Origin of the sequence: Lyngbya sp. CCY1209, assembly GCF_035615495.1 — a bacterium.
Classification (GTDB): domain Bacteria; phylum Cyanobacteriota; class Cyanobacteriia; order Cyanobacteriales; family Microcoleaceae; genus Limnospira.
In genome coordinates, this window is the sequence record NZ_JAJENU010000209.1 from 1 (window position 1) to 24,319 (window position 24,319).

Below are 24,319 nucleotides of genomic sequence, written 5' to 3' on the forward strand. Positions count from 1 at the left end.
ATCGGGTTGGGGCCCCTGGCTTGCGCCCTCGGGAATTGATTCCCAAGCGGTCTGGATGTCTCACCCACCGCTCCCCCTGCTCCCTCCCCTTCTTCCATCCCCACACCCGCCATTCTCAGCCATCAATTAGTATAGATGTTTAGATGAATTAATTTGTAGAATATCTCGTATCGTCAAAATCGACAAGTAATGTCGATACAATTTTGATTGACAATGGATGAGAATGCCGTGCCAGTGTACGCTCAAATTGCCGAAGAGTTGAGACAGAATATCCAACAGGGCGTCTACCGGGTCGGGGACAAGCTTCCCACCGAAGTCCAACTGAGCGATCGCTTCCGGGTGAACCGCCATACGGTTCGGCGTGCGATCGCATTATTAAAAAGTGAAGGGTTGCTGCGGGTCGATCAGGGCCGGGGAACCTTCGTCGCCGGCATTCCCATCCGCTACCCCATCGGCCAGCGAGTCCGCTTCAACGAAACCTTGACGGCCCAGGGGTTCGAGACGAGTTTCCAACTGTTGCGGAACGTGGAAGTACCCGCCGATGCGTCCGTGGCGAAGGGACTGGAATTGGCGATCGGCGATCCGGTGGCCGTGATCGAACGGCTGACGTTTGCGGACGACCAACCCATCAGCATTAGTGCCGGCCACTTTCCCCTCAAACGGTTTCCCGCCATTCTCAGCCAGGAACCCCGGATGTGGTCGATTTCCAACTTGTTGCGGGAGGTTTACGGCTGCGATCACATCCGCCGCAGCACCCGCGTCTCGGCCCGGGTGGTCAATCCCCAGGATGCGCGACTGCTCAAATTACCCCTGAATTATCCGATTTTATTGGTGGAATCGATCAATGTCGATCAGGACGGAAAACCCGTTGAATATGGTGTGACGCGCTTCCGGGGCGATCGCATGGAATTGGTATTTGAGAATTGAATAAAATTAGCGATCGGACGCAGATGCCAAATCACCTTCAACCAACAAAAAAGTGCCTTTAAAGGTACTTCGCCGCAGGCGAATTTGGTTAACCTCCCGGTCAACAGTAATAAACTCCCTCACTTATCTCGGCCCTTTCAATTCGACAGTCAGATCCCAACGATCTTGAATAATATCTGGAGAATGAGTCGCCATTAAAATATCGAATTTTGCAATTTTTATTATTTCTTGCAAATCTTTCAAAAACTCAACCTGCCATCCGACGTATGGCGGTTTAATTTTAAATTCTGATCCCTCTTCTTGATTTAATAAACCCAATTCAATCTGGCGCGATCGCACCTCTGAGAGGCAAAATAAATCGGGGCAGTTCAAAAGCCACCCCGACTATTCACTAATTCACCACACTCCAATTTATCAGACTTCAGACTTTCATGCCACTCGAAGACCGTCTTTTTTTCCGTTCCAACTCTTCCTGTTCCCGATATTCGGAATCCTCGAATTGCAAGTCATTGGGCGCCCCGCAAGCCGAAACCGTCCCCTCAAAATTCGTGTCGGCGGCGAGTTCCGGGTGTTCCTGTTTCCGCTTGGCGATCTCTTCCTGGGACAGAATCCTGCTTTCGTCGAATCCGAGTTCGATTTCCATTCCCAAGCCTTTCTGTTTGACGCGGCTGAGGTTGTAGAAGCGTTTATTCAATGTCGTGACGGCGAAGGCTTTCAGACATCCCAACAAATACTTGCGCTTGAAGGGATCTTTCACGAACCAATATTCTAACGTCTTCCACATATAGAACCGGGCGTAGTTCCGCAATACTCCTTTGAGGACTTCTTCCCGTTCCATTGCCTCCGGTTTCATGATCGGGGTGACGAAATTGTATTGGGAATAGTCGCGCACTTCGACGCGATCGCCCAAATCTTCAAACAACTCGGAAAACGGCCAGGGCGTGAACATATTCCAGTTCGCCATATCCGGTTGCCAATCCCGCGCCATCCGGTAGGTTTCTTCGATGGTTTCGGGGGTTTCATTTTCCAAGCCCATGATGAATTGGGCTTCGGCGACAATGCCGTTATCTTTGAGGAGTTTGATCGCCCGTTTGTTCTCCTCGATGGTGGTGTCTTTGCGGAACAAATTCAGCTTCAACTGTGCTGCTGCTTCCGTTCCCAAGGAAACGTGAACCAACCCGGCTTTCCGATACAAAGCCAACTCGTTTTCATCCCGCAAAATGTCCGTGACGCGGGTGTTGATGCCCCAGTGGACATCCAGTTTGCGATCGATCAATTCTTCGCATAATGCCACAAACCGGGGTTTGCTGATGGTGGGTTCTTCGTCGGCGAGGATGAAAAATCCCACGTTGTAGGTTTTCACCAATTCCTCGATTTCATCGACGAATTTAGCCGGGGTGCGCGATCGGTATTTCCGCCAGAATTTCCACTGGGAACAGAAGCGGCAGCGGAAGGGACAACCCCGGGCGTAGTTGGGGACGGCGAGGCGGACGTTGAGGGGGGTGTAGTAGTATTGATCCCAATCCAAAAGACTCCAGTCGGGGGAGAGGGTGTCGAGATTGCAGATGGGGGGGTGCGCTTCCGTGGCGACGACTTTGCCGTTTTCTAAGAAGGCGATTCCTTTGATATTGTGGCGTTCTTTCTTGTCCGAACCGTCGGCGATCGCCCGCATCAAATTGACGGTGATTTCTTCCCCCTCTCCCCGGATGATATAATCCACCCAGGGCGCTTCGTGGAGCACTTCGGAATACATATAGGTGGGATGAATTCCCCCCATAATTGTCACCGCATCGGGGCAGACTTCCCGGGCGATTTGCAGGGTTTTTTGGGATTGATAAATCATCGGGGTGATCGCCGTCGCCATCACCACGTCAGGTTTATTTTTTTCGATAATCGTCGCCAGGACGTCATCGGCAATGTAGTTCGTCATGGCATCGACGAACCGGACATTATCGAAGCCGTGTTTTTTCAACGCGCCGCCGACGTAGGGAACCCAACTCGGCGGCCAATTGCCGGCAATTTCCGCGCCGCCGGAGTGGTAGTTGGGTTGGATCATCAAGATTTTCATGAGAATTTCTCCAGTTTGAAATTACGGGAATTAAATGGTTTTTGAAAAGCGCTGTTCTTGCCGATCGCGGGTGTAGGTGTCGAAGGCACAGGCGATATTTCGGATCAGCAGCCGTCCGCTGGGCGTCACTTCGATGCGATCGCACAAATTGACCAGCAATCCGTCATTTTCCAAGTCCTTCAATGCCGCCTCTTCTCTGGCAAAATACTCGTCAAATTTGATATTATATTTGTCTTCAATTTCCCACTTGTCTAGGCAGAAGTGACACATCAATTCCATGATAATTTCCCGTCGCATGATGTTATCACTTTTGGCGAGTTTGACTCCCTTTTCGATGGGCTGTTTGCCCTCGTCGATCGCCCGATAAAAATCCTTCAGATTCTTATTATTTTGGACATAAACATCGTGCAGCATACTGATGGAGGTCAAACCGAATCCAAACAATTCGGAATCGGGTTGCGTGGTGTAGCCCTGGAAATTGCGGTGCAGTTTCCCTTCCTGCTGGGCGATCGTCAGTTCGTCGTCGGGTTTGGCGAAGTGATCCATGCCGATAAATACATAACCATTTTCGGTGAGTTTGTCGATGGTCATGTGGAAAATTTCCAGCTTTTCGGCAGCTTGGGGTAACGCCTCTTCCGGCAGTTTTTTCTGGATCGGTTTCATCCAGGGAACCCAGGCGAAATTGAACACCGCGATGCGATCGGGATCGAGGCGGATGGTTTTCTCGATGGTGTCGCGGAAGCTGTCGAGGGTTTGGTGGGGCAAACCGTAAATCAGATCCACATTCACGCTTTCAAATTCGGCCTCCCGCATCCAACTCATGACGTTGAATAACAGTTCTTCCGGCTGGACGCGGTTGATGGCTTCCTGGACGGTGGGATCGAAGTCTTGGATGCCGAAGCTGATGCGGTTGAAGCCGAGATTTCTCAGGAATAAAACGTAGTTGCGATCGATATAGCGGGGGTTGACTTCGATGGAGATTTCCGCATCTTCTGCGAAAGTGAAATGCTCGTGAATTTTATTCCACAGCCGTTCGACTTGTTCCAAGCTGAGATAGTTGGGGGTGCCGCCGCCCCAGTGCAGTTGGACGACGGGCCGATCGCGATCGATTAATGCCGCCGTCCGCTCGATATTTTTAAACAGATAATCGAAGTAAGGGTTGACGACCTTATCTTTGAGTCCGGTGACGATCACGTTGCAGCCGCAAAAATAGCAGGCAGTTTGGCAGAAGGGGATATGAAAGTAAAGGGAAAGGGGGGTTTTCTTTTCGTTTCCCCGGGCGATCGCATCGAAAAATTCAGCCTCCTCGAAATCCCCGTGCAGTTCCGTTGCCGGCGGATAGCTGGTATAGCGGGGGGTGGGGCGATCGTGTTTGACTAGAAGCTCGGAATTAAAACAAACGGTTTGGCTCGGTAATTTCATCGGTTTTGACATCCACAAAACAATCCTGGTTTTTAAAATCAAACGCAGGCGATCGGGGTCGATCTAAAATACTGACAACTCGACCCATTCTTTTTCCTATTGTCAAAGAAACGCGCCCTTTTCGGGAGAATCGATCGAGTTGCAAATCCCATCATTTTTCGGAAAAAATACGGTTGTTAATCGATATTTTTTTCCCTACTCCGTCGGCACCAAATTGGTCGCCTCTCCGGGGGCGCGTTCGGTGCTTCCGGGCTTGTCTTGGCGTGTCACCAAGTCGAAAACGTGCTCGCCGATCGCCGTTTTGACTTCATCTTCCAAACCGTGCATGACATCGCGGTTGAGTTGGAAAGCGAGCTGGGCTTCATCGACAATTTGCTGCGCCGTTTCGTCATCGACGGAAATGGCATTGAGGGCATCGCGATACTTGAACTTGAACGCCCGCCGCTTGTCGGGGGTGGGGAAGGCATCGAACTCGTGCAAACCCGTCCCTTTATCCGGGGGTAAATCCAAGGCGGAACGGGCGATATTCCGCAGGCTTTGTCCGCCGGAGAGATCGCCCATATAGCGGGTGTAGGCGTGGGCAACGAGCAGTTCCGGCTTGGTTTTGGAGACTTCCAAAATGCGATCGACGTACACTTTTCCTTCCGGAATGGGGGCGATAATTTCTCGCCAATTGTCGCCGTAATAATAGGCGAGATCGGCTTCGAGTTTGGCAGTGCGGTTGAGTTCGGGGAAGTACATCCCTTTGACGGCGGGGTTGTCGAGATGACGCCGCATTTCTTCTTCGAGAACGCTGTAAACGAAATATAAATTAGCAGTCAGTTTCCGAAAGGGCTCGATTTCGACGATGCCTTTCAGGAAGCATTTCATAAAAGCGGTGTTTTCGGCTGCGGTGTGAGACTGTTTCGTGCCTTCCCGCAGCAGGGTTGCTAAATTGCCACTCATGAATTTCACCAAACGTTTCAATGCATTCATAACTGTATAGCAATTTTTACGTTTGACAAGAGCAGGTTCTTAAAACTTTACATTTGGGGCGATCGATGTTAAGAGATTTGAAGATAGAAAAAAGTCAATTAAAGTGGCTTGGTTGATGCACAAAATACTATAATGCGTTGTGGTCGGGCGAAGCTGTCAAAATTAATTGATAATTCTTCCTGATTATCGACAGCCGCACGGGACGCCATGCATTGAAGGGTGTCAATTTGGGCGGATGTCAAGCTGCCGATATCGGTGATTGTCATTCCTTTAAATTGAGCGATCGCAAATTCCGCAATTGACGCGATCGCTTCATCTAATTTCTTCTAATTTTTTTTGACGGCGATCAAGTCATCGTTTTCCCACCCCTTTCTCCCCCCTTACAAAGGGGGGCTGGGGGGGATTATTCACGCCTGATGATAACTCCAAACGCCATATTTCGATCGCACCCCCCGGAAATCTCGTCAAAAGCTCGGCTTTCAAAACCGGCAATTTCTGGGAAAAATTGTGGCGGCGATCGCCCCATTTGTAGCGCGGATGACGGCCGGAACCGAACCCAAAATTTGGTCTTCTGTCAGCGCTTCCGGCAAGGTGGAATGGAACGTTTATGACCCCTTCGACGGGCGGTCGGCTTCCGGGCTGACGGAAACTCAGGTGCGATCGTGGTTGGAGGAACGGTATAACCGCTGATTTGAAACGGCTCCATTTTGAACGAGGAAATTTACGTTATGTTTTCCAAACATTTGCCGGAAGTGGGCTTGCCAAAATGCCCCCAAACTGTTACTGAAGTTGAGGACAATGGGGCGGCGGTGGGCACTCACAGGGACGCGGACTCACCCGACCGTTTTTTCAGGCCCATCGCGATCCGATTTTGGCGCTTGAGCCTCTACTACGGAACCGGGCTGAGTGATCCTCCCGCGAACGTCCGGTTCTCCCCCGGCCAGCGATCGCGGTCAAATCGGACGCGATCGGCCCGAGCCTCACCCGCCCCCGGGAGCCTTTTTCAACCTTTCCTCCCCGGGGTCGGCGTCAACTTCCGGGTTCCCGACGAATTTCCCGATTTTTTGTTTCCCGATGCCGACTTAAGAATCCCCCCAGATGGTAAAATACATTCACAAACTTTGGCCGACCGCCAAATTGAATGGGCGATGAGGTTTTGACCCCTCAGAGTGCTATTCTATAAGTGACAGCCGTCGGGCAGACGGTCAAGATGCTCGGCGAGGGGTTAAGCGTCAGCTCCCCGACGGCCCGAGAATCCCCGTACCTTTCGGTCGGGGAATGTCAGCGAAGGGGATCAAGGGCATCTCATTGGCCCGACTCCCCCCACAAAATTCGTATTTTCTCCGAAACTTGGAACGATTACATCTTGTAGGGATGATCCCCTTCTGGTAAAATCAAAATCTAAAGTTAGTATAAAATACCTAGCTTGCCAGATTACCAGGCCATCTGTCAGTGGGGAGTCAGGAAGCTGGCTCCGGATCGAGATTTGCTTTCCCCACAGTCTGGGTCGCAAATCAATCGTTCTGACACTGGTCTGAGTTCTCATGCTCAAAATAGAGTGGTTGAGCTTGTAAACAGTCTTTTTGGTTAGAGGGAACCTATGGGAAATAAGCCGGATCGCGTGGTTTTAATTGGTGTCGCTGGGGATTCCGGGTGCGGGAAATCTACCTTTTTGCGTCGGATAACAGATATCTTTGGTGAAGATTTTGTCACGGTCATCTGCCTGGATGACTATCACAGTCTCGATCGCAAGCAACGCAAGGAGACTGGGATTACCGCTCTCGATCCCCGCGCCAACAACTTCGACCTAATGTACGAACAGGTCAAAGCGCTCAAAAGTGGTCAATCCATCGACAAGCCGATCTACAACCACGAAACCGGCGCGATCGATCCGCCCGAGCGCATCGATCCCAACCATATCGTGGTCATCGAAGGTCTGCATCCCCTTTACGATGAGCGGGTGAGAAGCCTGTTGGACTTCAGCGTTTACCTCGACATCAGCGACGAGGTGAAAATCTCCTGGAAGATCCAGCGAGATATGGCTGAAAGGGGCCACCGTTATGAGGATGTCCTGGCATCCATCAACGCCCGCCGTCCCGACTTTGAAGCTTACATCGACCCGCAGAAGCAGTACGCGGATGTGGTCATCCAGATTCTACCCACCCAACTGATTCCGGACGACAAGGAACACAAAGTGTTGCGGGTGCGCCTGATGCAGCGCGACGGCGTAGAAGGATTCGAGCCGGCTTACCTATTTGATGAAGGTTCGACCATCCACTGGACGCCCTGCGGACGGAAACTCACCTGTTCCTATCCGGGTATCAAAATGTATTATGGACCCGATAGCTACTACGGCAACGAAGTTTCCGTTCTGGAAGTCGATGGTAAGTTCGACAACCTCGACGAGATGATCTACGTCGAAGGTCACATGAGCAACGTGGCGACCAAATACTACGGCGAACTGACCCACCTGCTGCGGGAACACCAGGACTACCCCGGTTCCAACGACGGCAGCGGACTGTTCCAAGTGTTGGTGGGTCTGAAGATGCGGGCGACCTACGAGCGCCTTGTCGGAAAGGACGAAAAGGTGGCGGCAGCCGTCTAAAACGCCCCGACTCCCAATTTAAAATCGAACGCGGGATGACACAAGTCTCTCGCGTTATTTTTTTTGGGCAACCGTCTCCCATCCCCCATTCCCCATCCCCGACTCCCCCCCGATCGCTTCGGAGCCGAGAATGTAACAATATCAAAAATCAGATGTCTGCTGAACCCACCTCCATGAATATTGTCGATTATCTTCGCGTCAGCCTGATCGATCGCTGCAACTTTCGATGCCAGTATTGTATGCCCGAAGGGGCGGAAATTGACTACATCCTGCAACAGAACCTCCTCACCAACGAAGAACTGCTGACCCTGCTGCGGGAAGTCTTCATTCCCGTCGGCTTCACCCGTTTCCGCCTCACCGGGGGCGAACCCCTGCTGCGTCCGGGACTCACCGACCTAGTGCGGGAAATTGCCGCGTTTCCGGAAACCCGGGATCTGGCAATGACGACCAACGGATTTTTGCTGGCCCCCCTGGCCGAACCGCTTTACAATGCCGGGTTGAGGCGCGTCAATATCAGCCTCGATTCCCTCGATCCGGACACCTTCAATCAAATCATCGGCAACCGGGGGCGCGATCGCTGGCAACAGGTCTGGGAGGGCATCCGCGCCGCCCACCGGGTCGGGTTCGACCCCCTGAAATTAAATGTCGTGGTGATTCCGGGGGTCAACGACCACGAAATTTTGGATCTGGCCGCCTTGACCCTCGATCGCCGCTGGCACGTCCGGTTTATCGAATTCATGCCCATCGGCAACGGCCAACTGTTCGGCGATCGCGGTTGGGTGGCGTCCGAAACCCTCCGACAACAGATCCGCGATCGTTGGGGGTTAGTCGAATCCCGAGTCACGGGCAACGGTCCGGCCGACGTCTTCCAAATCCCCGACGCCGAGGGAACTCTAGGATTTATCAGCCAAATGTCCGAATGTTTCTGCGATCGCTGCAACCGGATGCGCCTGTCGGCCGACGGCTGGCTGCGGCCGTGCCTGCTCAACGAAACCGGCCAGATCGACCTGAAAACCGCCCTCCGCGACGGGGCATCCTACGAAGACCTGCGAAACCGGGTCCGCCACCTCCTCGACATCAAACCCGACATCAACTTCAAACAGCGGGACGCCGGAACCAGCGGCGGCTACACCCGCACCATGTCCCAAATTGGCGGTTAACCTATAGCGCCACGCCCAGGGAATGGGTAATAGGGAATGGGTAATAGGGAATGGGTAGTAGGGAATGGGTAATAGGGAATGGGTCACTTTTCACTTTCCCTACACCCCACACCCCACACCTGGCGCACAGCGATATATATACAGAACTAAGCCATACGGGAGTAGAACTCAACCACCAGCAGTTCGTTGATCGAGAGTGCCACCCACTCCCGCTCGATCACGCCATTGACCTTCCCGGTCAGATTTCCCTTGTCGAACTCCAAATGACTGGGGACATTCGCCAAACCCGGGTACTGGAGATTCGTCTTCACCATTTCGCGGGATTTTTCCCGATTTCTGATCCCGATCTCATCTCCGGGGCGACATTGGTAGCTGGCGATATCCACCACACGGCCGTTGACCGTGATGTGGCCGTGGTTGACCAACTGGCGGGCCGCCGGAATGGTGGGGGCCATCCCCAACCGGAAAATCGTATTGTCCAGACGCATTTCCAGATATTGCAACAACACTTGCCCGGTGGAACCGGAGGCGCGGCGGGCCTTGCGGACGTAACGCAGCAGTTGCCGTTCGGACAGGCCGTAGTTGAATCTCAGTTTTTGCTTTTCTTCCAGACGGATGGCGTATTCCGATCGCTTCCGTCGGGCCTGACCGTGCTGGCCGGGGGGATAGGACCGTCTGGCTGCCTTGCGGGTCAACCCCGGCAGATCCCCCAAACGGCGAACAATCCGCAAACGGGGCCCTCGATATCGAGACATTTAACTTCCTCGCAACATAAAATTTTCACCAATCTTCTAGTATAAGTCGCGAAACCAAAAACGGGCAATCCCAAGGGCAATTGATCATTCACATTCCCTACACCCTACACCCCATTCCCTATTCCCTATTCCCCGCACGCGGCGCTATATATTGATTGTCGAGAATTTTTTAAACCGATGCTGAATTTTTACAAGCGGGCTTGGGGGCTATCCCTGGCGACTCTGGGCATCCTGTCCGCCCTGATGCCGGCCCGACCCCTGCAAGCCTTTCCCTCCTTCGATTTGGTGGGGGAACAAGATTACGGAAGATGTGTACAAGGGTTGCGGGAAGCCGGACTCTCCCCCGAAATCACCGCCTCAGCCTGCGCGATGGCGCTCCGACCCAGCCAACTGGCCGAATGCGTGGTTCGGATCGGTAACGATACCGGCATCGCCGCCGAGGAAGCCGTGTTGGGATGCGTGGGAGTCCGCCGTCCGGCAGCCCTGGCGACCTGCGTATTCAACATCACCGCCAGCGGTAGCGGGGCCGACCCGCTCAACGTGCTGGAAAGTTGCGGCCGTTCCCTCCTCCCGGAACAGTATTCGTTCTGCGTCGTGGGCATGAGTCAGGGCGGCGCGGATTACACCCCCGACGACCTCCTGGAAGTGTGCCTTCATCCCCCGGAACAGTTTATCGATCTGTACGGGGAATCTTAACCCTTTTTCATCGGGGTATACGGCGGGGGAAGAATTGACCATTATCAATTTTCAATTCATTGTCAATTTCCATTGTAAATTATCAATGAATTTCTCCCCGCCGATTCACCCATTCGATCGCCACTTCGATCGCCGCTTTCATGCTCGATGCATCGGCGATGCCCCGCCCCGCAATGTCGAAGGCGGTCCCGTGGTCGGGGGAGGTGCGGATGAAGGGTAGGCCGATGGTGGCGTTGACGGCGCGATCGAACGCCATCAATTTGACCGGAATCAAGCCCTGGTCGTGGTACAGGGCGATGTAGGCGTCGTGGGCGTCTTCCGCTTTCGCTCGGCCGTACCAGGCCTGACCCGGTTTCACCCACAGGGTATCGGGGGGGATCGGGCCGTCGAGTTGGATGTGGGGATAGCGATCGCGCTGCCGTTCAAACCAGGGAATCAACCAGTCTTTTTCTTCCGTCCCCAACTGGCCGTTTTCGCCGCTGTGGGGGTTGAGTCCCGCCACGGCAATTTTGGGGCGATCGATGCCGAAATCCCGCCGCAACGTATCGATCAATAAACCGAGTTTTAAATCCAGCAATTCCGGCGTCAGCGCTTTGGGAACTTGACTCAGGGGAATGTGGGTGGTGGCGAGTAGCGTCCGCAGGGTCCAATTGCTGTGGGGCGATCGCGCCACGAACATCATCCCGAACCGATTCACCCCGGCGCGTTCGGCCAGCAATTCGGTCTGGCCGGGGTAGTCGTGTCCGGCGGCTTTCCAGTGGGTTTTGGCGATCGGTCCGGTGACGATTCCCCCGAACTCCCCCGCCAGGGTGCGGGCGATCGCCGTTTCCAAATCGGCAAAACTCGCCGCGCCACTCGCCACATTTCCGACTCCCAAACTAATCGGTTCCTCTCCCAGGGGGCGATCGACATCCAACACGGTTATATCGTCGGGATCGGCGATCGGTTCTCCACAGTTTTCTAAGTATTTATACGTCTGCTCTAACGTCTGGCGACTCCCCACAACCGCAATCTCGCATTTTGCGGTCAAGGTGCGATCGGCTAACGCTTTCAAAATCACCTCCGGTCCAATTCCCGCCGGATCTCCCAGTGTCACTGCCAAACGTTTCTTCATTGCCACCCTTCCCTCGACTTTCAGCCAACCCGTCTCAGCTCAACCCGATCCCATCCAATTGAGCGGACAAATGTCTATTTAAGATTGCAACATTTTTACACAAGCTTCACACAAACAAAAGTTAAGTTTTACAAAAACCTCTAGACGCAGTTAGCACGTTGGAATATCATACGTCTCATGTGTTAGCAACACATCTGTCCCAAGAGGGATTTTAAGCTCGGTCGGTTCGTCCAGACCGGATGGGTTTTCATGGGAATTCCCGATCTGGCAAGAAAGCTGAATGCCGGCTTTGAAGGACAATCCGAACGGGTCGGATATCCGGGAACTTAACTCATAAGTTGATCAACTCTCGCCCTCAATAAAAAACATTATGAAAGTTGGAATACTGGCCGGCGGCTTGGGAACCCGCCTAGCCGAAGAAACAGAAACCAAACCCAAGCCGATGGTGGAAATCGGGGGACGTCCGATCCTCTGGCACATCATGATGCACTATTCCCACTACGGGTTTAAAGACTTCATCGTCGCCCTCGGCTACAAAGCAGAAGTCATTAAGAAATATATGGTTGACTACTGCTCGCTCAACAGCAGCAAGCTCACCGTCAACCTCGGTACGGGTCAAGTCGATCGCGAAGGCAGTTATCGACAGGATTGGACGGTCGAATTGCTCGACACCGGACGGGATACCAACACCGGCGGACGGATCAAGCGCCTCATCCCCCACATGAATAACGAAACGTTCATGATGACCTGGGGAGACGGCGTATCCGATATCAACCTCGACGATTTGTTGGCGTTCCACCGCAGCCACGGAAAATTGGCAACCATGACCGTCGTGCGGCCGCCGGCCCGTTTCGGCCTCCCGCTGATCGACGGGCATCAGGTCGTCGAATTTTCAGAAAAGCCCCAAATCAGCGAGGGGTGGATCAACGGCGCATTTTTTGTCCTCGAACCCCAAGTCTACGACTACATCGAAGGGGACGATACCCAGTGGGAAAAAGAACCCCTGGAAAATCTGGCAAAAGACGGTCAGTTGATGGCGTATCAATACACGGGCTTCTGGCAGTGTATGGATACCATTCGCGACAAGAAACGTTTGGAAACGCTGTGGGAAACCGGATCAGCACCTTGGAAAACTTGGGGAGAAGAAGATGAAATTACTGGTGACGGGGCACAAGGGTTATATCGGGACAGTGTTAGTCCCCATGCTGTTAGCGCACAAGCATGAACTCGTCGGACTCGACAGCGACCTGTTCGAGCAGTGCACCTTCGGAGAAGGAATTCCGGACATCCCGGAAATCCGCAAAGACATCCGCGACGTCGAGCGGGAAGATGTGGAAGGATTCGACGCCGTGCTGCACCTAGCCGGCTTGTCGAACGACCCGTTGGGAAACCTCAACCCCGAGCTCACCTACGAGATCAACCATCAAGCCTCCGTGAAGTTGGCGAAACTGGCGAAAGAAGCCGGCGTCCCCCGTTACATCTTCTCGTCATCCTGCAGCAACTACGGCGCGGGGGGAGAAGACTGGCTCACGGAAGAGTCCCCGTTCAACCCGGTGACGCCCTACGGCACCTCCAAAGTCAAGGTCGAACAGGATGTCAGCCAACTGGCCGACGACAACTTCAGCCCGACTTTCCTCCGCAACGCCACGGCCTACGGCGTTTCGCCCCGGTTGCGGTTCGACCTGGTACTCAACAACCTGGTGGCCTGGGCATTTACCACCGGACGGGTTTATATCAAGAGCGACGGCACCCCCTGGCGCCCCATCGTCCACATCGAAGATATCTCCCGCGCCTTCATCGCCGCCCTGCACGCCCCCCGGGAAGTGGTGCACAATCAGGCCTTCAACGTCGGGCGCAACGAGGATAATTACCGCATCCGAGATCTCGCCAACATCGTGGAGGAAATCGTCCCCAACTGCACCATCGAATATGCGGCGGACGGCGGGCCGGACAAACGATGCTATCGGGTCAACTGTAGCAAAATTCTGGAAGCGCTGCCGGAGTTCAAACCCCAGTGGAACGCCCGCCGCGGCGCCGAAGAACTCTACGCCGCCTATCAGAAAATCGGGCTGACCCTCGAAGAATTTGAAGGCGAACGGTACAAGCGCATCGCCCACATTCAAAAACTGCTTTCGGAAGGGACTCTGGATGCCAACTTGCGGCGGACTGCCAAGGTCTCCGTCTGAACCCCGTCGATAAGGAACTTTCAAAATATGCCAGATTCAATGCCTCCCTGTCGTTCCTGCGGGTCGAATAACCTGGAGTCGATCATTTCTTTCGGTTATACGCCCCTCGCCGACGGTTTGATTACCCGCGAGAACATTGACAAACCGGAATATACCGCCCCCCTAGAACTGGCTTTTTGTCCGGATTGCGGGCTGGTTCAAATTACCGTCAGCGTTCCGCCGGAAATTCTGTTCGGCCGGGATTATCCTTACTTTTCCTCGGTCTCCGCTTCCTTGCTCAAGCACTTCGGAGATAGCGCCAAAGCCATCATCGAATCCAGAAAGCTCGACGGCAACAGCATGGTTATCGAAGCGGCGAGTAATGACGGGTATATGCTCAAAAACTTTGTGGAAAAGGGCATTCCCGTGCTGGGGATCGACCCGGCCGCGGGTCCCGTCGAAAGCGCTCAGAAAGCCGGGGTTCCGACGCTGCACGACTTCTTTACGAAGGATTTGGCGAAGAAACTGAAATCTGAGGGCAAAGAGGCGGATGTTTTTCTGGGCAACAACGTTTTGGCGCACGTCCCGGATCTCAACGGTTTTGTCGGGGGAATTGCGACGCTGTTGAAAGCGGACGGAGTGGCGGTGATCGAAGCGCCCTATGTGGTCGATTTGGTCGATCATTGCGAGTTCGATACCATTTATCACCAACACCTGTGTTACTTTTCGGTGACGGCTCTGGATGCGCTGTTCCGGCGCCATTCCCTGTACCTGAACGACATCCAGCGCACGGCGATTCACGGCGGTTCTTTGCGGCTGTTTGTGGAGCCCAAAGAGGATGTCAAGGACTCGGTGAAATCTCTGCTGCAAAAGGAGAAGGAATTGGGGGTCGATCGCATCGACTACTACAAGGATTTCGCCGATCGCGTGGCAGCCGTCAAAAAGGGCCTGCTCGATATCCTCTGGGACTTGAAAAAGCAGGGTAAAACCGTGGTGGGTTACGGTGCCGCGGCGAAAGCGACCACCCTGTTGAGCTATTACGGCATCGACAAGACGCTGTTGGATTACATCGCGGATTTGAACCCGTTCAAACAGGGCCGCTTTATGAGCGTCAACCACCTGCCGATCGTGCCGCCGTCTCGGTTATTGGAGGACCGGCCGGATTATGTGTTGATTCTGGCTTGGAATTTCGCCGAGGAGATCATGAAACAGCAGGAAGCGTACCGACAGCAGGGCGGTAAGTTTATCATTCCCATTCCCACTCCCAAAGTCGTGGAGTGAAGCTGTAAAGGGCGATCGCACCCGAGTTATAAAGGGCGGCGATCGCCCGCATTTGAAACCCCGCATTCGTCAGCATTTTAGGAAATTAATATGAGCGATCAATCTGTTTTAAATCGCCCGAATCTCGAACCAGAATTCAAGTTAGTCCAGCACACCTGTCCGAATTGTGGCCATCACGAACTGTTGGTTTTCTTTGAAGTCCGCGACGTGCCCGTTCACAGTTGTCTGATGATGCCCAGCCGCCAGGAAGCGCTGGATTTCCCCCGGGGCGACGTGGTGCTGGGATACTGCGAAAATTGCGGTTTTATTACCAACACGGAGTTCGATTCCAAGTGGTCGGCTTACGCTCCCAATTACGAAGATCAACAGAGCTTTTCTCCCACCTTTAATAAGTTCGCCCTGGAACTGGCGCAACGCCTGATCGACAAGTACGATCTCCACGAAAAAGACGTGGTTGAAATTGGTTGCAGCAAAGGCGATTTTCTGGTGCTGATGTGCGAGTTGGGTAATAACCGGGGCGTGGGTATTGACCCCTCCGCCGTGGTGGGACGGGTGCAGAGTCCGGCGACGGAGCGCATCCGCTTCATCCAAGATTATTACTCGGAACGCTACACGGAATATGTGGGCGATTTTATCTGCTGCCGCCACACTTTAGAACACGTCCATCCGACGGCTGAATTTGTGGGGACGGTGCGGCGTTCGATCGGCGATCGCAAAACTTCGGTCTTTTTTGAAATTCCCGATATGGGCCGGGTTCTTAAAGATCTGGCGTTCGAGGATATCTACTACGAACACTGTTCCTATTTTACCCCCGGAACTTTGGCGCGTTTGTTCCGCGCTTCCGGTTTTGAAGTGACTGATGTGTATCTGGCTTATGGCGACCAATATCTTTTGATCGAAGCCGAACCCGTCTCCGGACCTTCCGATCAAGTCCATCCCTTTGAAGAAACCCAAGAACAAGTCAAAGCGGATGTGAAGCACTTCGCCACTCAAATTCAAGGCAAACTTCAATACTGGAAAGATCACCTGCAAAAGGCTCAGGATGACGGGAAGCGGGTCGTCGTCTGGGGTTCGGGTTCCAAATGCGTGGCGTTCCTGACCACTTTGAAAACCGAAGATCAGGTTCAGTACATCGTCGATATCAACCCCCACCGACACGGACAATTTATTCCGGGTGTCGGCCACGAAATCATGTCGCCGGAGTTTTTGAAAGAATTCAAACCCGACGAGGTGATCGTCATGAACCCCATTTACTGCCCGGAAATTCAGAAGATGCTGGATGAAATGGGGGTTTCGACGGAATTGATTCCGCTTTAGAGTGGCAGTCAACAGCCGGTTATCCGATCGCGCTAAAAAGCGAGTCTGCTGCGATCGACGATTTGAGAACAGTTTTAGTAAAACTTCGGAGCCTTGTTCATCAAAACAAGGCTTTTTTGTTAGCAATCTGATGATTTTGTCTGAGTTATAGCTTTGATATTAGATATCAATGTCGGAGAAATATATGCGTCCCAATCGTTCCGAGTCAAATCATCTACTGTTTCCCCCTAAATTGGCGATCGCAATTATATTTTTCAGTTTGATATTGGTCTTCTTCGGCACTTTACTGCCATTTAATTTTTCGGTTAATGAGCCGATTTCTTGGACTTTTATCGCCCGACAGTTCATCACCAAAACCACGGGAGAAGATGTCGTCGCCAATCTCTTTTTTTTCGTACCCTTTGGATTCGGACTTTCGGCTTATCTGTATCCTCGAAAACTCGGCTTATGGGGGAGTTTGATAACGGTCGCGATCGCCTCCTGTCTGCTGTCGGTAACAGTGGAGATCGTCCAAATCTTTCTTCCCTCCCGATTTCCGACCTTGAGCGACATCATTTTAAATACTTTGGGAGGAACTCTTGGATTTTTGTTGCTAAAAATCGGGTTGAAATACTCATCTAAAATTCGGTTTTTTGAAAAATTACAATTATTTTTGAGTCGGGGATCGGTCGTCAAAATTATCATTTTTTCCGGTGGCGGATTGACGCTCATATTACTATTGGCGAGTCAATATCTGACCCGACTGAATAACTGGAATCCGGATTTTCCATTGACCATCGGAAATGAAGCCGACGGCGATCGGCCTTGGAATGGACGAGTTGAGCAGGTATGTTGGCTCGATCGCGCGGTTCCTGCGAATCAAATCGACGAATTTTTTGGCACATCTTGTCCCCAGATAGACGGCCGGTTCGCAGTTTTTTACCCCTTCGTCGGCACGGCACCTTTTGCCGATGAGTACGGCCACCTTTCCGATCTGGTTTGGAAGGGAACGCAACCGCAAGAACCGTCAACCGATGGGGGAGTCCGCGTCAGTTCCGAATCTTGGCTGCAAACTTCCGAACCCGCCACTCCTTTGAACGAACAGATTCGCACAACCTCCGCATTTACCTTGCGAATAACTTTCGCAACCAATCATCTCCAACAAACCGGACCGGCGCGTATCATCACCCTTTCTTCCGGTCCACTGCATCGCAACTTCACATTGGCTCAGTGGGGTTCGGATTTGTACATCCGTTTGCGATCGCATCTGACCGGAGAAAATGGGGCCGAACCGAGCGTCACGTTGCCGAATTTTTTCACCGATACCCGACCCCATACCTTGATCGTTACATACAATGGATATGTTTTGAAGATATCGGGCGATCGCCTTCCCCATGTTCAAACCATCGAGTTCACTCCGGATGCCGCATTATTTTGGTTTATTTTTTCAATTTTTTCCGGAAAAATGCAGCTTAATCCCGACTATCAATCGCTCTATACATTATTGTATCGCGGGGCGATCTTGATTCCTCCAGGAGTGATGCTCGCGATCTTATCGAACTTTATTTCGGCGCGAGGCAAAAAGTATTTCTCTGTCATTGTCGGCGGCATTATTTTGGCTTCATCATTTTTGTTAGAATTGTGGATCGCCCAGATCATCCCATCTCAATTTCAGGTGATCAACTTTGTCGCCAGTCTGGTTTTTATGACCCTTCCTGTCGTTTTCATACAAATCCAATTTTCGGGATATGACCGGCGGTCATAGTGTCGGAGTCGGTTCCCATATGCGATCGGTGACGGTCAACTTTGTGAAATGTTGATTCCGGAAAGAATCCGCCACATTGTTGTCAGCATCCTGCCGCATTCTGCGCGATCGGATCGACGAGTTTTCTGGCTCTAACCCCCGTAACCGTGATTCTCAATGAAACCGCTAAATTTCCCTAAAAAAAAGCTTGACAAATGCCCGACTCTCAGTTACCATAAGCCCATAAATTCATCCCAATTTTAAAAACATGAAAACGAGTACCACTTTTTCTTCTTTGAATGCGACACCGTTGGCTCCAGAACCGCGAGTGTTGATACCTTCTCTCCGCGCCATCAATAACCAGGCTGCCAATTGCTGTATGTACCAATTTGAGAATTTAATGGCAACGGTTGACACCGTGGAGATCTTAAATCTGACTCGGGAGTTTCCGAACAGTCGCAAACTCTATCGTATGGCAAAATCCCTCACAAAATCGGAAAATTTTTCCAACTCGATCGCCTCTTTTTCCCCCCAGATCAAACTCGATCGCGACTACGATATTTTATTCGTCGTCTTGGATAATCCCTGGCAAACCTATTTGCTGAACGGCATCGAAAAATGGCGCGATCGCTGCCGTTTCGTCGCCTGTTATATCATCGAAGTTTGGGAAAAAGATCTCGATAACTGGCAGTTGCTACAGGGACCGTTTGAAAATTTCGATCATATCTTTGTCGGCCACAATCACCCCATCGAGGCGCTATCTCGGCGGGTGAATCGGCCCTGCAGCTATTTGCCCCCTGCGGTGGATACGCTCTTGTTCAGTCCCCCCTCCTTAGAATCCCGGCGCGATCTCGATGTTTGTTACGTCGGACGACGCTCCGAGAATGTCCACCGCCGCCTTTTGGAGCTGGCCAACGAACGGGATTTCTTCTACTACTACGATACGGCTTCACGGCAAAAATTATTTGTAGACGATCCGATCGCCCATCGGTCGTTGCTGGCCAACTTGTTCAAGCGGAGTCGCTATAGCATCGTCCACTACGCCAAGTTTAACCGACCCGAAGAAACGGGATACAAACAGGAAATTGGATACCGCTTTTTTGAAGGTGCCGCGGCTGGAACGGTGATGTTAGGTATCCCGCCGGAAACGGAGATCTATCGTCAACTTTTCGATTGGCTGAATGCCGTCATCGAAACCGATGTCAATACCTGCGATATAGCCGCAGTCATCGCCGAATTGAACGCCCAACCCGAGTTGCTGGCTCGGATTCGTCGCGACAACATATTGAATGCTTTGCAACGTCACGACTGGTTGCATCGCTGGCAACAAGTGTTGGCGACTTTTGATTTACCGCAAACGCCGGAAATGGAGGCCCGCGATCGCCAGTTAAAACAACGGGTTCAACATCTTCTCGATCCCCAAGCCATGCCGGAAGTCGTCCCCGAGTCCGCCAGCTTGAACTGAGTTGTGACCGCCAATTCTTAAATTTTAAAAATCCCCCTTTCTGACGCGGGAGGGGGATTTCGATCGACGGCGATCGCTCGATTTTTACCGACATCAGTCCCCAATTCAAGATTATGAATTCGCAAAAAAAAAACGCCGATTCAGTCGTGGCGAACTCCAAACTTCAATTTTTAACGGTCAGATTGTCGATCTTGAGTTTGTCATTAATTTTTATCGTCGCATTATTTCCGTTTGATATTCAAACAAGCCGTCCAATTTCTGGGGCTGCAATACCCGACATATTCGCCGGCGATCGCCTCTTTCATTGGAAAGATATCGGGGAAATTATACTGAGTTTAGTTTTATTTTTTATTTTGGGATTTTCCGCCTCCGGTTTCTTCAAGATTCGTCGCCAATTTTGCGATTTAAATACCCTAATTTTCTCCTGCATATTCTGTATTTTTATCGCCGTATCAGAAGAATCAATTCAACTTTTTATTCCGTCGAGATTTACCAGTATGACCGACATTATTTTCGGGGTCATGGGCGGGATATTGGGCGCTTTATGCTTTCATTTTTGGCGGTTTGAAGTGGGGAACTGGCTCCACCGAAGTTTCGGTCGGTTCTGGCGGTGGATTTCCGTCCCCAAGTTGGCGATCGCCTTAGCCGCCTATACCGGGTTATTCCTCATCTTATCCCTACTTTTAAAACAATCCATTAATTTCCACGATTGGGACGAAAATTTTCCGCTAATTATCGGCAACGAAATCGACGCTCCGCGACCCTGGAACGGGACGATCGCCGCACTTTGCATCGCCGATTCCGGGCTTTCCGAATCGGAAATTTCGCAACTTTTTGCCACCCCCGAGTCCTGCGAAACGACCGCCGAAACCGCGATCGCTTCCTACCATTTCCGAGGTCGGGGGCCCTACCGCGATCGCGCCGGACACCTCCCCGATCTCGTTTGGATGGGAACCGTCCCCAACCATTTCAAACATCAAAACGGCGTCGTTATCAATTCCGAACGGTGGTTGCAAACCCGAGAACCCGCGACATTTGCCATTCAAAACATCCGCGAAACCGCCGCATTTACCATCGGCATCCTGATCGCCTCCGCCGACAGCTATCAAGTCGGTCCGGCGCGAATTGTTTCGATTTCAGGGAGTCCCTACGATCGCAACTTGACGGTCGCACAACTGCGCTCCGACCTCCTCCTCCGCCTGCGGACTCCCCTGACGGGGAAAAATGGCGAAAATCCGGAATTGATCGTCCCAAATCTATTTCGAGATTCCCGATTTCATCACGTCATCATTGCTTGGGACCGCTTCAACTTGCGATTTTATATCGATCGGGTCGAATCGGAATTTCGCCTCGAACTCACCCCCGGCGTCATCTTTTTTATCGGCTCGGCGAGTGCCGCCGGAAGACGGATCGATGTCACCGCATTTGACACCGCCGTTTATCAATTCACCTACCGTTTTTTAATATTTGTACCGTCGGGGATGGGTTGGGCCGCGATCGCCGTCAAGTTGCGTCCCGTCAACCGCTGGGAAGGGTTGGCGATCGCCGCCGCGGCTGTCGGCTCCACAATTTTATTGGAAATTATTTTTGCAGCCTGGAACGGACAAAATGGGTCGGTGAAAAATATGGTCGTCAATCTGGCGGTCCTGGGGTTGACGCTGGGGTTGGCGCGATCGCAGATCGCGGCCGCACTCCGAGAGCCTTAGGGAGTCCCGTCGGAAGCGCCGCACGTTCTACCCCGGAGAAACTCGTCGTGCGATCGCTCCCTCCAACCCGTAAAATAGACAGAGCCAAAATTGCAATTTTAGAGGAGATCGATGTCATGGCTGGTGAAATTTTGAATGCTGCCGTCCTGTCCTTTGTCCTGATTCTGGTGGGATTGGGTGGCGGTTTCCTGCTGCTCAAACTCCAGGGTGGGGAATAATTGTCCCCCCCGCGGCGGATGTCCCCGTCTCAATCTGAGTTTCGGTCCGAGCCCAACCCGTCAACTCGGCTTCGGAGCTGACATCGAAACGGTTTTCGGGAGAGTCCCGGGGGCCGCTCCGCTCGGCTCCCTTCCAGACTCGGGGGCCGACGTGCCGGCTCTGACAAAAAAATTGTGAAGTTTTGTAAAAAAATGAGAGTATCTTTGATACCATCTTAAGTAAAGTTTAAGCTTCATACCGGGTATTCATGACGTTATTAATTGTCGGTGCCACAGGAACCCTGGGCAGACAGGTAGCCCGCCGCGCTTTGGATGAAGGCTATCAAGTCCGCTGTTTGGCGCGAAGTTACAGAAAAGCGGCATTTCTCAAAGAATGGGGAGCCGAACTGGTTCCGGGGGACTTGTGCGAGCCGGAAACCTTAAAACCCGCCCTCGAAGGGGTCAAAGTCGTGATCGACGCGGCGACGGCCCGACCCACCGATTCTCTGAGCATCACGGACGTGGACTGGAACGGGAAAGTCTCCCTCATCCAAGCCGCCAAAGCGGCGGGGGTAGAACGGTTCATCTTCTTTTCCTTCTTGGATGCGGAAAAGTATCCCCAGGTGCCGCTGCTGGAGATCAAACGCTGCACGGAAAAGTTTTTGGCCGAATCCGGGCTCAACTACACGATCCTGCGGCCGTGCGGCTTCCTGCAAGGTCTGATCGGCCAGTTCGCCATCCCCATTTTGGACGGCCAGTCCGTGTGGGTTCCGGGGGTCAGTTCCCCCATCGCCTACATGGACACCCAAGATATCGCCAAAATTGCCGTCCGCACCCTATCGGTTCCGGAAACAGAGAACAAAAGTTTTCCGGTGGTGGGGTCCCGGGCTTGGACGGCGGACGAAATCATCCGCCAGTGCGAACGCCTCTCCGGGAAACAGGCCCGCATCACCCGCACCCCCACGAGTATCGTGCGCGTCACCCGCAAAATCCTGCGGTTCTTTCAGTGGAGTCTGAATATTTCCGATCGCCTCGCCTTCGTGGAAGTGCTGGCGACGGGGCAACCCCTGAAGGCGTCGATGGATGAAACCTACGGGGTGCTCGGCATCGACCCCGAAGACACCACGACCCTGGAAAGCTACCTGCAAGAATACTTCGGCCGGATCATGAAAAAGCTCAAAGAACTCGAATACGAGCGGGAAAAGCAGAAACAGCGCCAAAAAAAGCGCAGTCCGTTCAAATCTTAGCGCCCCATCTTTCCGGGCGATCGCCGGGCGCCGGGTGAGTTGGCGATCGCCGAAATTTCGTCCGTGTGGTAGAATGGAGCGCCGAGTATCTTTCGACCCGATTATTTTTGATCAACCTAAGTTCAATTCATTCCCGTGCCAAAAGTAGGGATTCTATATAACGACGCGAAGTCCGTCGCTTGTCGGAGTGCGATCGCGTTAAAAGACAAATTGACGAGTCTGGGTTGGGACGTGTTCATGGCAACCGGGATGGGGGGAATTTTGGGGTACTCCAATCCCGACCGCCCCCTGTGCCACACACCCATCGAACGGTTGGCACCGCCGGGGTTCGACCGCGACATGAGTTTTGCCATCATCCTGGGGGGTGATGGAACGGTTCTCTCCGCATCCCGCCAACTGGCCCCCCAAGGCATCCCCATGCTCACCATCAATACCGGCCACATGGGATTCCTGACCGAAACCTACCTCAACCAACTGCCCCCCGCCATCGATGCGGTGGTGGCGGGGGAGTACGCGATCGAAGAGCGGGCCATGTTGCGGGTGCAGGTCTTCCACAACGACACCCTGCTCTGGGAAGCCCTGTGTTTGAACGAGATGGTGCTGCACCGGGAACCGATGACCTGTATGTGCCATTTCGAGTTGGCGATCGGCCGCCACGCCCCCGTGGACATCGCCGCCGACGGCGTGATCATCTCCACCCCCACCGGGTCCACCGCCTATTCCCTCTCCGCCGGGGGGGCGGTCGTCACCCCCGGAGTCGGCGTCTTCCAACTGTTGCCCATCTGCCCCCATTCCCTGGCGTCCCGGGCTCTGGTGTACGCGGACAACGAAATCGTCACCATCTACCCCGTCAGCCCCAACAAACTGGTGATGGTGGTGGACGGGAACGGCGGCTGTTTCGTGTTGCCGGACTATCGGGTGAAGGTGGAGCGATCGCCCTATTCCGCCCGGTTTGTCCGCCTCAAAGAGCCGGAATTCTTCCAGATCCTGCGGGAAAAATTGGGCTGGGGACTGCCCCACATCGCCAAGCCGACTTCGGTGGAATTGCCTTGATAGGGGGTAGGGTGTAGGGCGTAGGGTGTCGGGAAAATCCATTCCCGATTCCCGATTCCCGATTCCCGAGCTATAGCAGTCGCCCGGGTGGTTGGGACATCGAACTCCTCTGAAACTCAGGCGGCGGGCGCTTCTTGTCCCGATCGCCTGTTGCCTGCCCTATCGATTGTCGCGACAAAATCTCCCGCTTTCCCATGCAAAAAGGTATCGGAACCGGAGCCGCCGGAGAAATCGTCCCCCGTGAGGATATCATCGCCTCCTCCGCCCCGGATCAGGTCGTCGCCGTCGTCTCCCCAGATGCGATCGTTGCCCGCATCGCCGAACAGTTGCTCGTTTCCGGCTTTGCCACCGATGCGATCGCTGCCGTTACCATGGTTTATTAGTTAATGCCGATATCAATGGTGCAGCTAATATCCTCAAATAGCAACAACTTTAGGATTTTC

At 53.0% G+C, this 24,319-nt stretch carries 23 protein-coding genes; 16 read left to right on the forward strand and 7 right to left on the reverse strand.

The window, feature by feature from the left end:
- Positions 1–213 precede the first annotated feature (213 nt).
- Positions 214–927 carry a phosphonate metabolism transcriptional regulator PhnF gene (phnF, locus tag LKE08_RS03955; protein WP_324702893.1) on the forward strand — a complete coding sequence of 238 codons (714 nt, stop codon included), beginning with the start codon at positions 214–216 and terminating at the stop codon, positions 925–927.
- Between the two features lie 123 nt (positions 928–1,050).
- Here phnF and LKE08_RS03960 read toward each other — a convergent pair whose 3' ends face one another.
- The 4 genes from LKE08_RS03960 to LKE08_RS03975 all read right to left on the reverse strand — a co-directional run bounded on the left by LKE08_RS03960 (position 1,051) and on the right by LKE08_RS03975 (position 5,362).
- On the reverse strand, positions 1,051–1,245 hold the full coding sequence (locus LKE08_RS03960; RefSeq protein WP_324702894.1) for a hypothetical protein: 195 nt from the start codon (positions 1,243–1,245) through the stop codon (positions 1,051–1,053).
- A 103-nt stretch (positions 1,246–1,348) separates the two neighbouring features.
- Positions 1,349–2,995 (reverse strand): magnesium-protoporphyrin IX monomethyl ester anaerobic oxidative cyclase, encoded by a 1,647-nt coding sequence (gene bchE / locus LKE08_RS03965; protein WP_324702895.1) that lies wholly within the window; start codon positions 2,993–2,995, stop codon positions 1,349–1,351.
- 30 nt (positions 2,996–3,025) lie between these two features.
- Complete coding sequence (gene hemN, locus LKE08_RS03970; protein WP_324702896.1) at positions 3,026–4,417, reverse strand: oxygen-independent coproporphyrinogen III oxidase; 1,392 nt, start codon at positions 4,415–4,417, stop codon at positions 3,026–3,028.
- A gap of 195 nt (positions 4,418–4,612) precedes the next feature.
- A complete protein-coding gene (locus LKE08_RS03975; RefSeq protein WP_324702912.1) occupies positions 4,613–5,362 on the reverse strand; it encodes a heme oxygenase (biliverdin-producing) in 750 nt (249 codons plus the stop codon).
- 537 nt (positions 5,363–5,899) lie between these two features.
- On the opposite strand from LKE08_RS03975, the gene LKE08_RS03980 reads away from it, so the two are divergent.
- From LKE08_RS03980 to moaA, 4 genes are all read left to right on the forward strand, one after another.
- On the forward strand, positions 5,900–6,082 hold the full coding sequence (locus LKE08_RS03980) for a hypothetical protein (RefSeq protein WP_324702897.1): 183 nt from the start codon (positions 5,900–5,902) through the stop codon (positions 6,080–6,082).
- A 38-nt stretch (positions 6,083–6,120) separates the two neighbouring features.
- Entirely contained in the window at positions 6,121–6,552 is a 432-nt protein-coding gene (locus LKE08_RS03985; RefSeq protein ID WP_324702898.1) for a hypothetical protein, read from the forward strand.
- 440 nt (positions 6,553–6,992) lie between these two features.
- Entirely contained in the window at positions 6,993–7,997 is a 1,005-nt protein-coding gene (locus tag LKE08_RS03990) for a phosphoribulokinase (protein ID WP_324702899.1), read from the forward strand.
- Positions 7,998–8,170: 173 nt separating this feature from the next.
- Positions 8,171–9,157, forward strand: a complete 987-nt coding sequence (gene moaA, locus LKE08_RS03995) for a GTP 3',8-cyclase MoaA (RefSeq protein WP_324702913.1) — start codon at positions 8,171–8,173, stop codon at positions 9,155–9,157.
- Positions 9,158–9,303: 146 nt separating this feature from the next.
- Here moaA and rpsD read toward each other — a convergent pair whose 3' ends face one another.
- Positions 9,304–9,912: a 30S ribosomal protein S4 gene (rpsD, locus tag LKE08_RS04000; protein ID WP_324702900.1), complete on the reverse strand. Its 609-nt coding sequence runs from the start codon at positions 9,910–9,912 to the stop codon at positions 9,304–9,306.
- Between the two features lie 177 nt (positions 9,913–10,089).
- On the opposite strand from rpsD, the gene LKE08_RS04005 reads away from it, so the two are divergent.
- Positions 10,090–10,608, forward strand: coding sequence for a hypothetical protein (locus LKE08_RS04005; RefSeq protein WP_324702901.1), 519 nt, complete (start codon positions 10,090–10,092; stop codon positions 10,606–10,608).
- An 82-nt stretch (positions 10,609–10,690) separates the two neighbouring features.
- Here the strand turns inward: LKE08_RS04005 and pdxA are convergent, their stop codons facing one another.
- Complete coding sequence (pdxA, locus tag LKE08_RS04010; RefSeq protein WP_324702902.1) at positions 10,691–11,722, reverse strand: 4-hydroxythreonine-4-phosphate dehydrogenase PdxA; 1,032 nt, start codon at positions 11,720–11,722, stop codon at positions 10,691–10,693.
- A gap of 370 nt (positions 11,723–12,092) precedes the next feature.
- On the opposite strand from pdxA, the gene rfbF reads away from it, so the two are divergent.
- The 10 genes from rfbF to LKE08_RS04060 all read left to right on the forward strand — a co-directional run bounded on the left by rfbF (position 12,093) and on the right by LKE08_RS04060 (position 23,876).
- A complete protein-coding gene (gene rfbF, locus LKE08_RS04015; RefSeq protein ID WP_324702903.1) occupies positions 12,093–12,947 on the forward strand; it encodes a glucose-1-phosphate cytidylyltransferase in 855 nt (284 codons plus the stop codon).
- On the forward strand, positions 12,871–13,908 hold the full coding sequence (locus tag LKE08_RS04020) for an NAD-dependent epimerase/dehydratase family protein (protein WP_375341398.1): 1,038 nt from the start codon (positions 12,871–12,873) through the stop codon (positions 13,906–13,908). The genes rfbF and LKE08_RS04020 overlap by 77 nt, the downstream gene beginning before the upstream one ends.
- Positions 13,909–13,935: 27 nt before the next feature.
- Positions 13,936–15,168 (forward strand): class I SAM-dependent methyltransferase, encoded by a 1,233-nt coding sequence (locus LKE08_RS04025; RefSeq protein WP_324702904.1) that lies wholly within the window; start codon positions 13,936–13,938, stop codon positions 15,166–15,168.
- Between the two features lie 90 nt (positions 15,169–15,258).
- Positions 15,259–16,485 (forward strand): class I SAM-dependent methyltransferase, encoded by a 1,227-nt coding sequence (locus LKE08_RS04030; protein ID WP_324702905.1) that lies wholly within the window; start codon positions 15,259–15,261, stop codon positions 16,483–16,485.
- Positions 16,486–16,669: 184 nt separating this feature from the next.
- On the forward strand, positions 16,670–18,229 hold the full coding sequence (locus LKE08_RS04035; protein WP_324702906.1) for a VanZ family protein: 1,560 nt from the start codon (positions 16,670–16,672) through the stop codon (positions 18,227–18,229).
- Positions 18,230–18,608: 379 nt separating this feature from the next.
- Positions 18,609–19,673: a glycosyltransferase gene (locus tag LKE08_RS04040; protein ID WP_324702907.1), complete on the forward strand. Its 1,065-nt coding sequence runs from the start codon at positions 18,609–18,611 to the stop codon at positions 19,671–19,673.
- A gap of 113 nt (positions 19,674–19,786) precedes the next feature.
- Complete coding sequence (locus LKE08_RS04045) at positions 19,787–21,379, forward strand: VanZ family protein (RefSeq protein ID WP_324702908.1); 1,593 nt, start codon at positions 19,787–19,789, stop codon at positions 21,377–21,379.
- Between the two features lie 116 nt (positions 21,380–21,495).
- On the forward strand, positions 21,496–21,597 hold the full coding sequence (petM, locus tag LKE08_RS04050) for a cytochrome b6-f complex subunit PetM (RefSeq protein WP_324702909.1): 102 nt from the start codon (positions 21,496–21,498) through the stop codon (positions 21,595–21,597).
- A 248-nt stretch (positions 21,598–21,845) separates the two neighbouring features.
- Positions 21,846–22,823, forward strand: coding sequence for an SDR family oxidoreductase (locus LKE08_RS04055; protein ID WP_324702910.1), 978 nt, complete (start codon positions 21,846–21,848; stop codon positions 22,821–22,823).
- A gap of 135 nt (positions 22,824–22,958) precedes the next feature.
- Complete coding sequence (locus tag LKE08_RS04060) at positions 22,959–23,876, forward strand: NAD(+) kinase (protein WP_324702911.1); 918 nt, start codon at positions 22,959–22,961, stop codon at positions 23,874–23,876.
- 116 nt (positions 23,877–23,992) lie between these two features.
- Here LKE08_RS04060 and LKE08_RS04065 read toward each other — a convergent pair whose 3' ends face one another.
- On the reverse strand, positions 23,993–24,256 hold the full coding sequence (locus LKE08_RS04065; protein WP_324702915.1) for a hypothetical protein: 264 nt from the start codon (positions 24,254–24,256) through the stop codon (positions 23,993–23,995).
- Between the last annotated feature and the right edge of the window lie 63 nt (positions 24,257–24,319).

What these genes read in the sequence shown, in the direction of transcription:
- phnF (WP_324702893.1), top strand. Translation starts at nt 214, where the DNA reads ATGGATGAGAATGCCGTGCCAGTGTACGCTCAAATTGCCGAAGAGTTG.
- pdxA (WP_324702902.1), bottom strand. Translation starts at nt 11,722, where the DNA reads ATGAAGAAACGTTTGGCAGTGACACTGGGAGATCCGGCGGGAATTGGA.
- LKE08_RS04045 (WP_324702908.1), top strand. Translation starts at nt 19,787, where the DNA reads ATGAATTCGCAAAAAAAAAACGCCGATTCAGTCGTGGCGAACTCCAAA.
- LKE08_RS04020 (WP_375341398.1), top strand. Translation starts at nt 12,871, where the DNA reads ATGAAATTACTGGTGACGGGGCACAAGGGTTATATCGGGACAGTGTTA.
- moaA (WP_324702913.1), top strand. Translation starts at nt 8,171, where the DNA reads ATGAATATTGTCGATTATCTTCGCGTCAGCCTGATCGATCGCTGCAAC.
- hemN (WP_324702896.1), bottom strand. Translation starts at nt 4,417, where the DNA reads ATGAAATTACCGAGCCAAACCGTTTGTTTTAATTCCGAGCTTCTAGTC.
- LKE08_RS04030 (WP_324702905.1), top strand. Translation starts at nt 15,259, where the DNA reads ATGAGCGATCAATCTGTTTTAAATCGCCCGAATCTCGAACCAGAATTC.
- LKE08_RS04035 (WP_324702906.1), top strand. Translation starts at nt 16,670, where the DNA reads ATGCGTCCCAATCGTTCCGAGTCAAATCATCTACTGTTTCCCCCTAAA.
- bchE (WP_324702895.1), bottom strand. Translation starts at nt 2,995, where the DNA reads ATGAAAATCTTGATGATCCAACCCAACTACCACTCCGGCGGCGCGGAA.
- LKE08_RS04055 (WP_324702910.1), top strand. Translation starts at nt 21,846, where the DNA reads ATGACGTTATTAATTGTCGGTGCCACAGGAACCCTGGGCAGACAGGTA.
- LKE08_RS03975 (WP_324702912.1), bottom strand. Translation starts at nt 5,362, where the DNA reads ATGAGTGGCAATTTAGCAACCCTGCTGCGGGAAGGCACGAAACAGTCT.
- rfbF (WP_324702903.1), top strand. Translation starts at nt 12,093, where the DNA reads ATGAAAGTTGGAATACTGGCCGGCGGCTTGGGAACCCGCCTAGCCGAA.
- LKE08_RS04040 (WP_324702907.1), top strand. Translation starts at nt 18,609, where the DNA reads ATGGCAACGGTTGACACCGTGGAGATCTTAAATCTGACTCGGGAGTTT.
- petM (WP_324702909.1), top strand. Translation starts at nt 21,496, where the DNA reads ATGGCTGGTGAAATTTTGAATGCTGCCGTCCTGTCCTTTGTCCTGATT.
- LKE08_RS04005 (WP_324702901.1), top strand. Translation starts at nt 10,090, where the DNA reads ATGCTGAATTTTTACAAGCGGGCTTGGGGGCTATCCCTGGCGACTCTG.
- rpsD (WP_324702900.1), bottom strand. Translation starts at nt 9,912, where the DNA reads ATGTCTCGATATCGAGGGCCCCGTTTGCGGATTGTTCGCCGTTTGGGG.
- LKE08_RS03990 (WP_324702899.1), top strand. Translation starts at nt 6,993, where the DNA reads ATGGGAAATAAGCCGGATCGCGTGGTTTTAATTGGTGTCGCTGGGGAT.
- LKE08_RS04025 (WP_324702904.1), top strand. Translation starts at nt 13,936, where the DNA reads ATGCCAGATTCAATGCCTCCCTGTCGTTCCTGCGGGTCGAATAACCTG.
- LKE08_RS03985 (WP_324702898.1), top strand. Translation starts at nt 6,121, where the DNA reads ATGTTTTCCAAACATTTGCCGGAAGTGGGCTTGCCAAAATGCCCCCAA.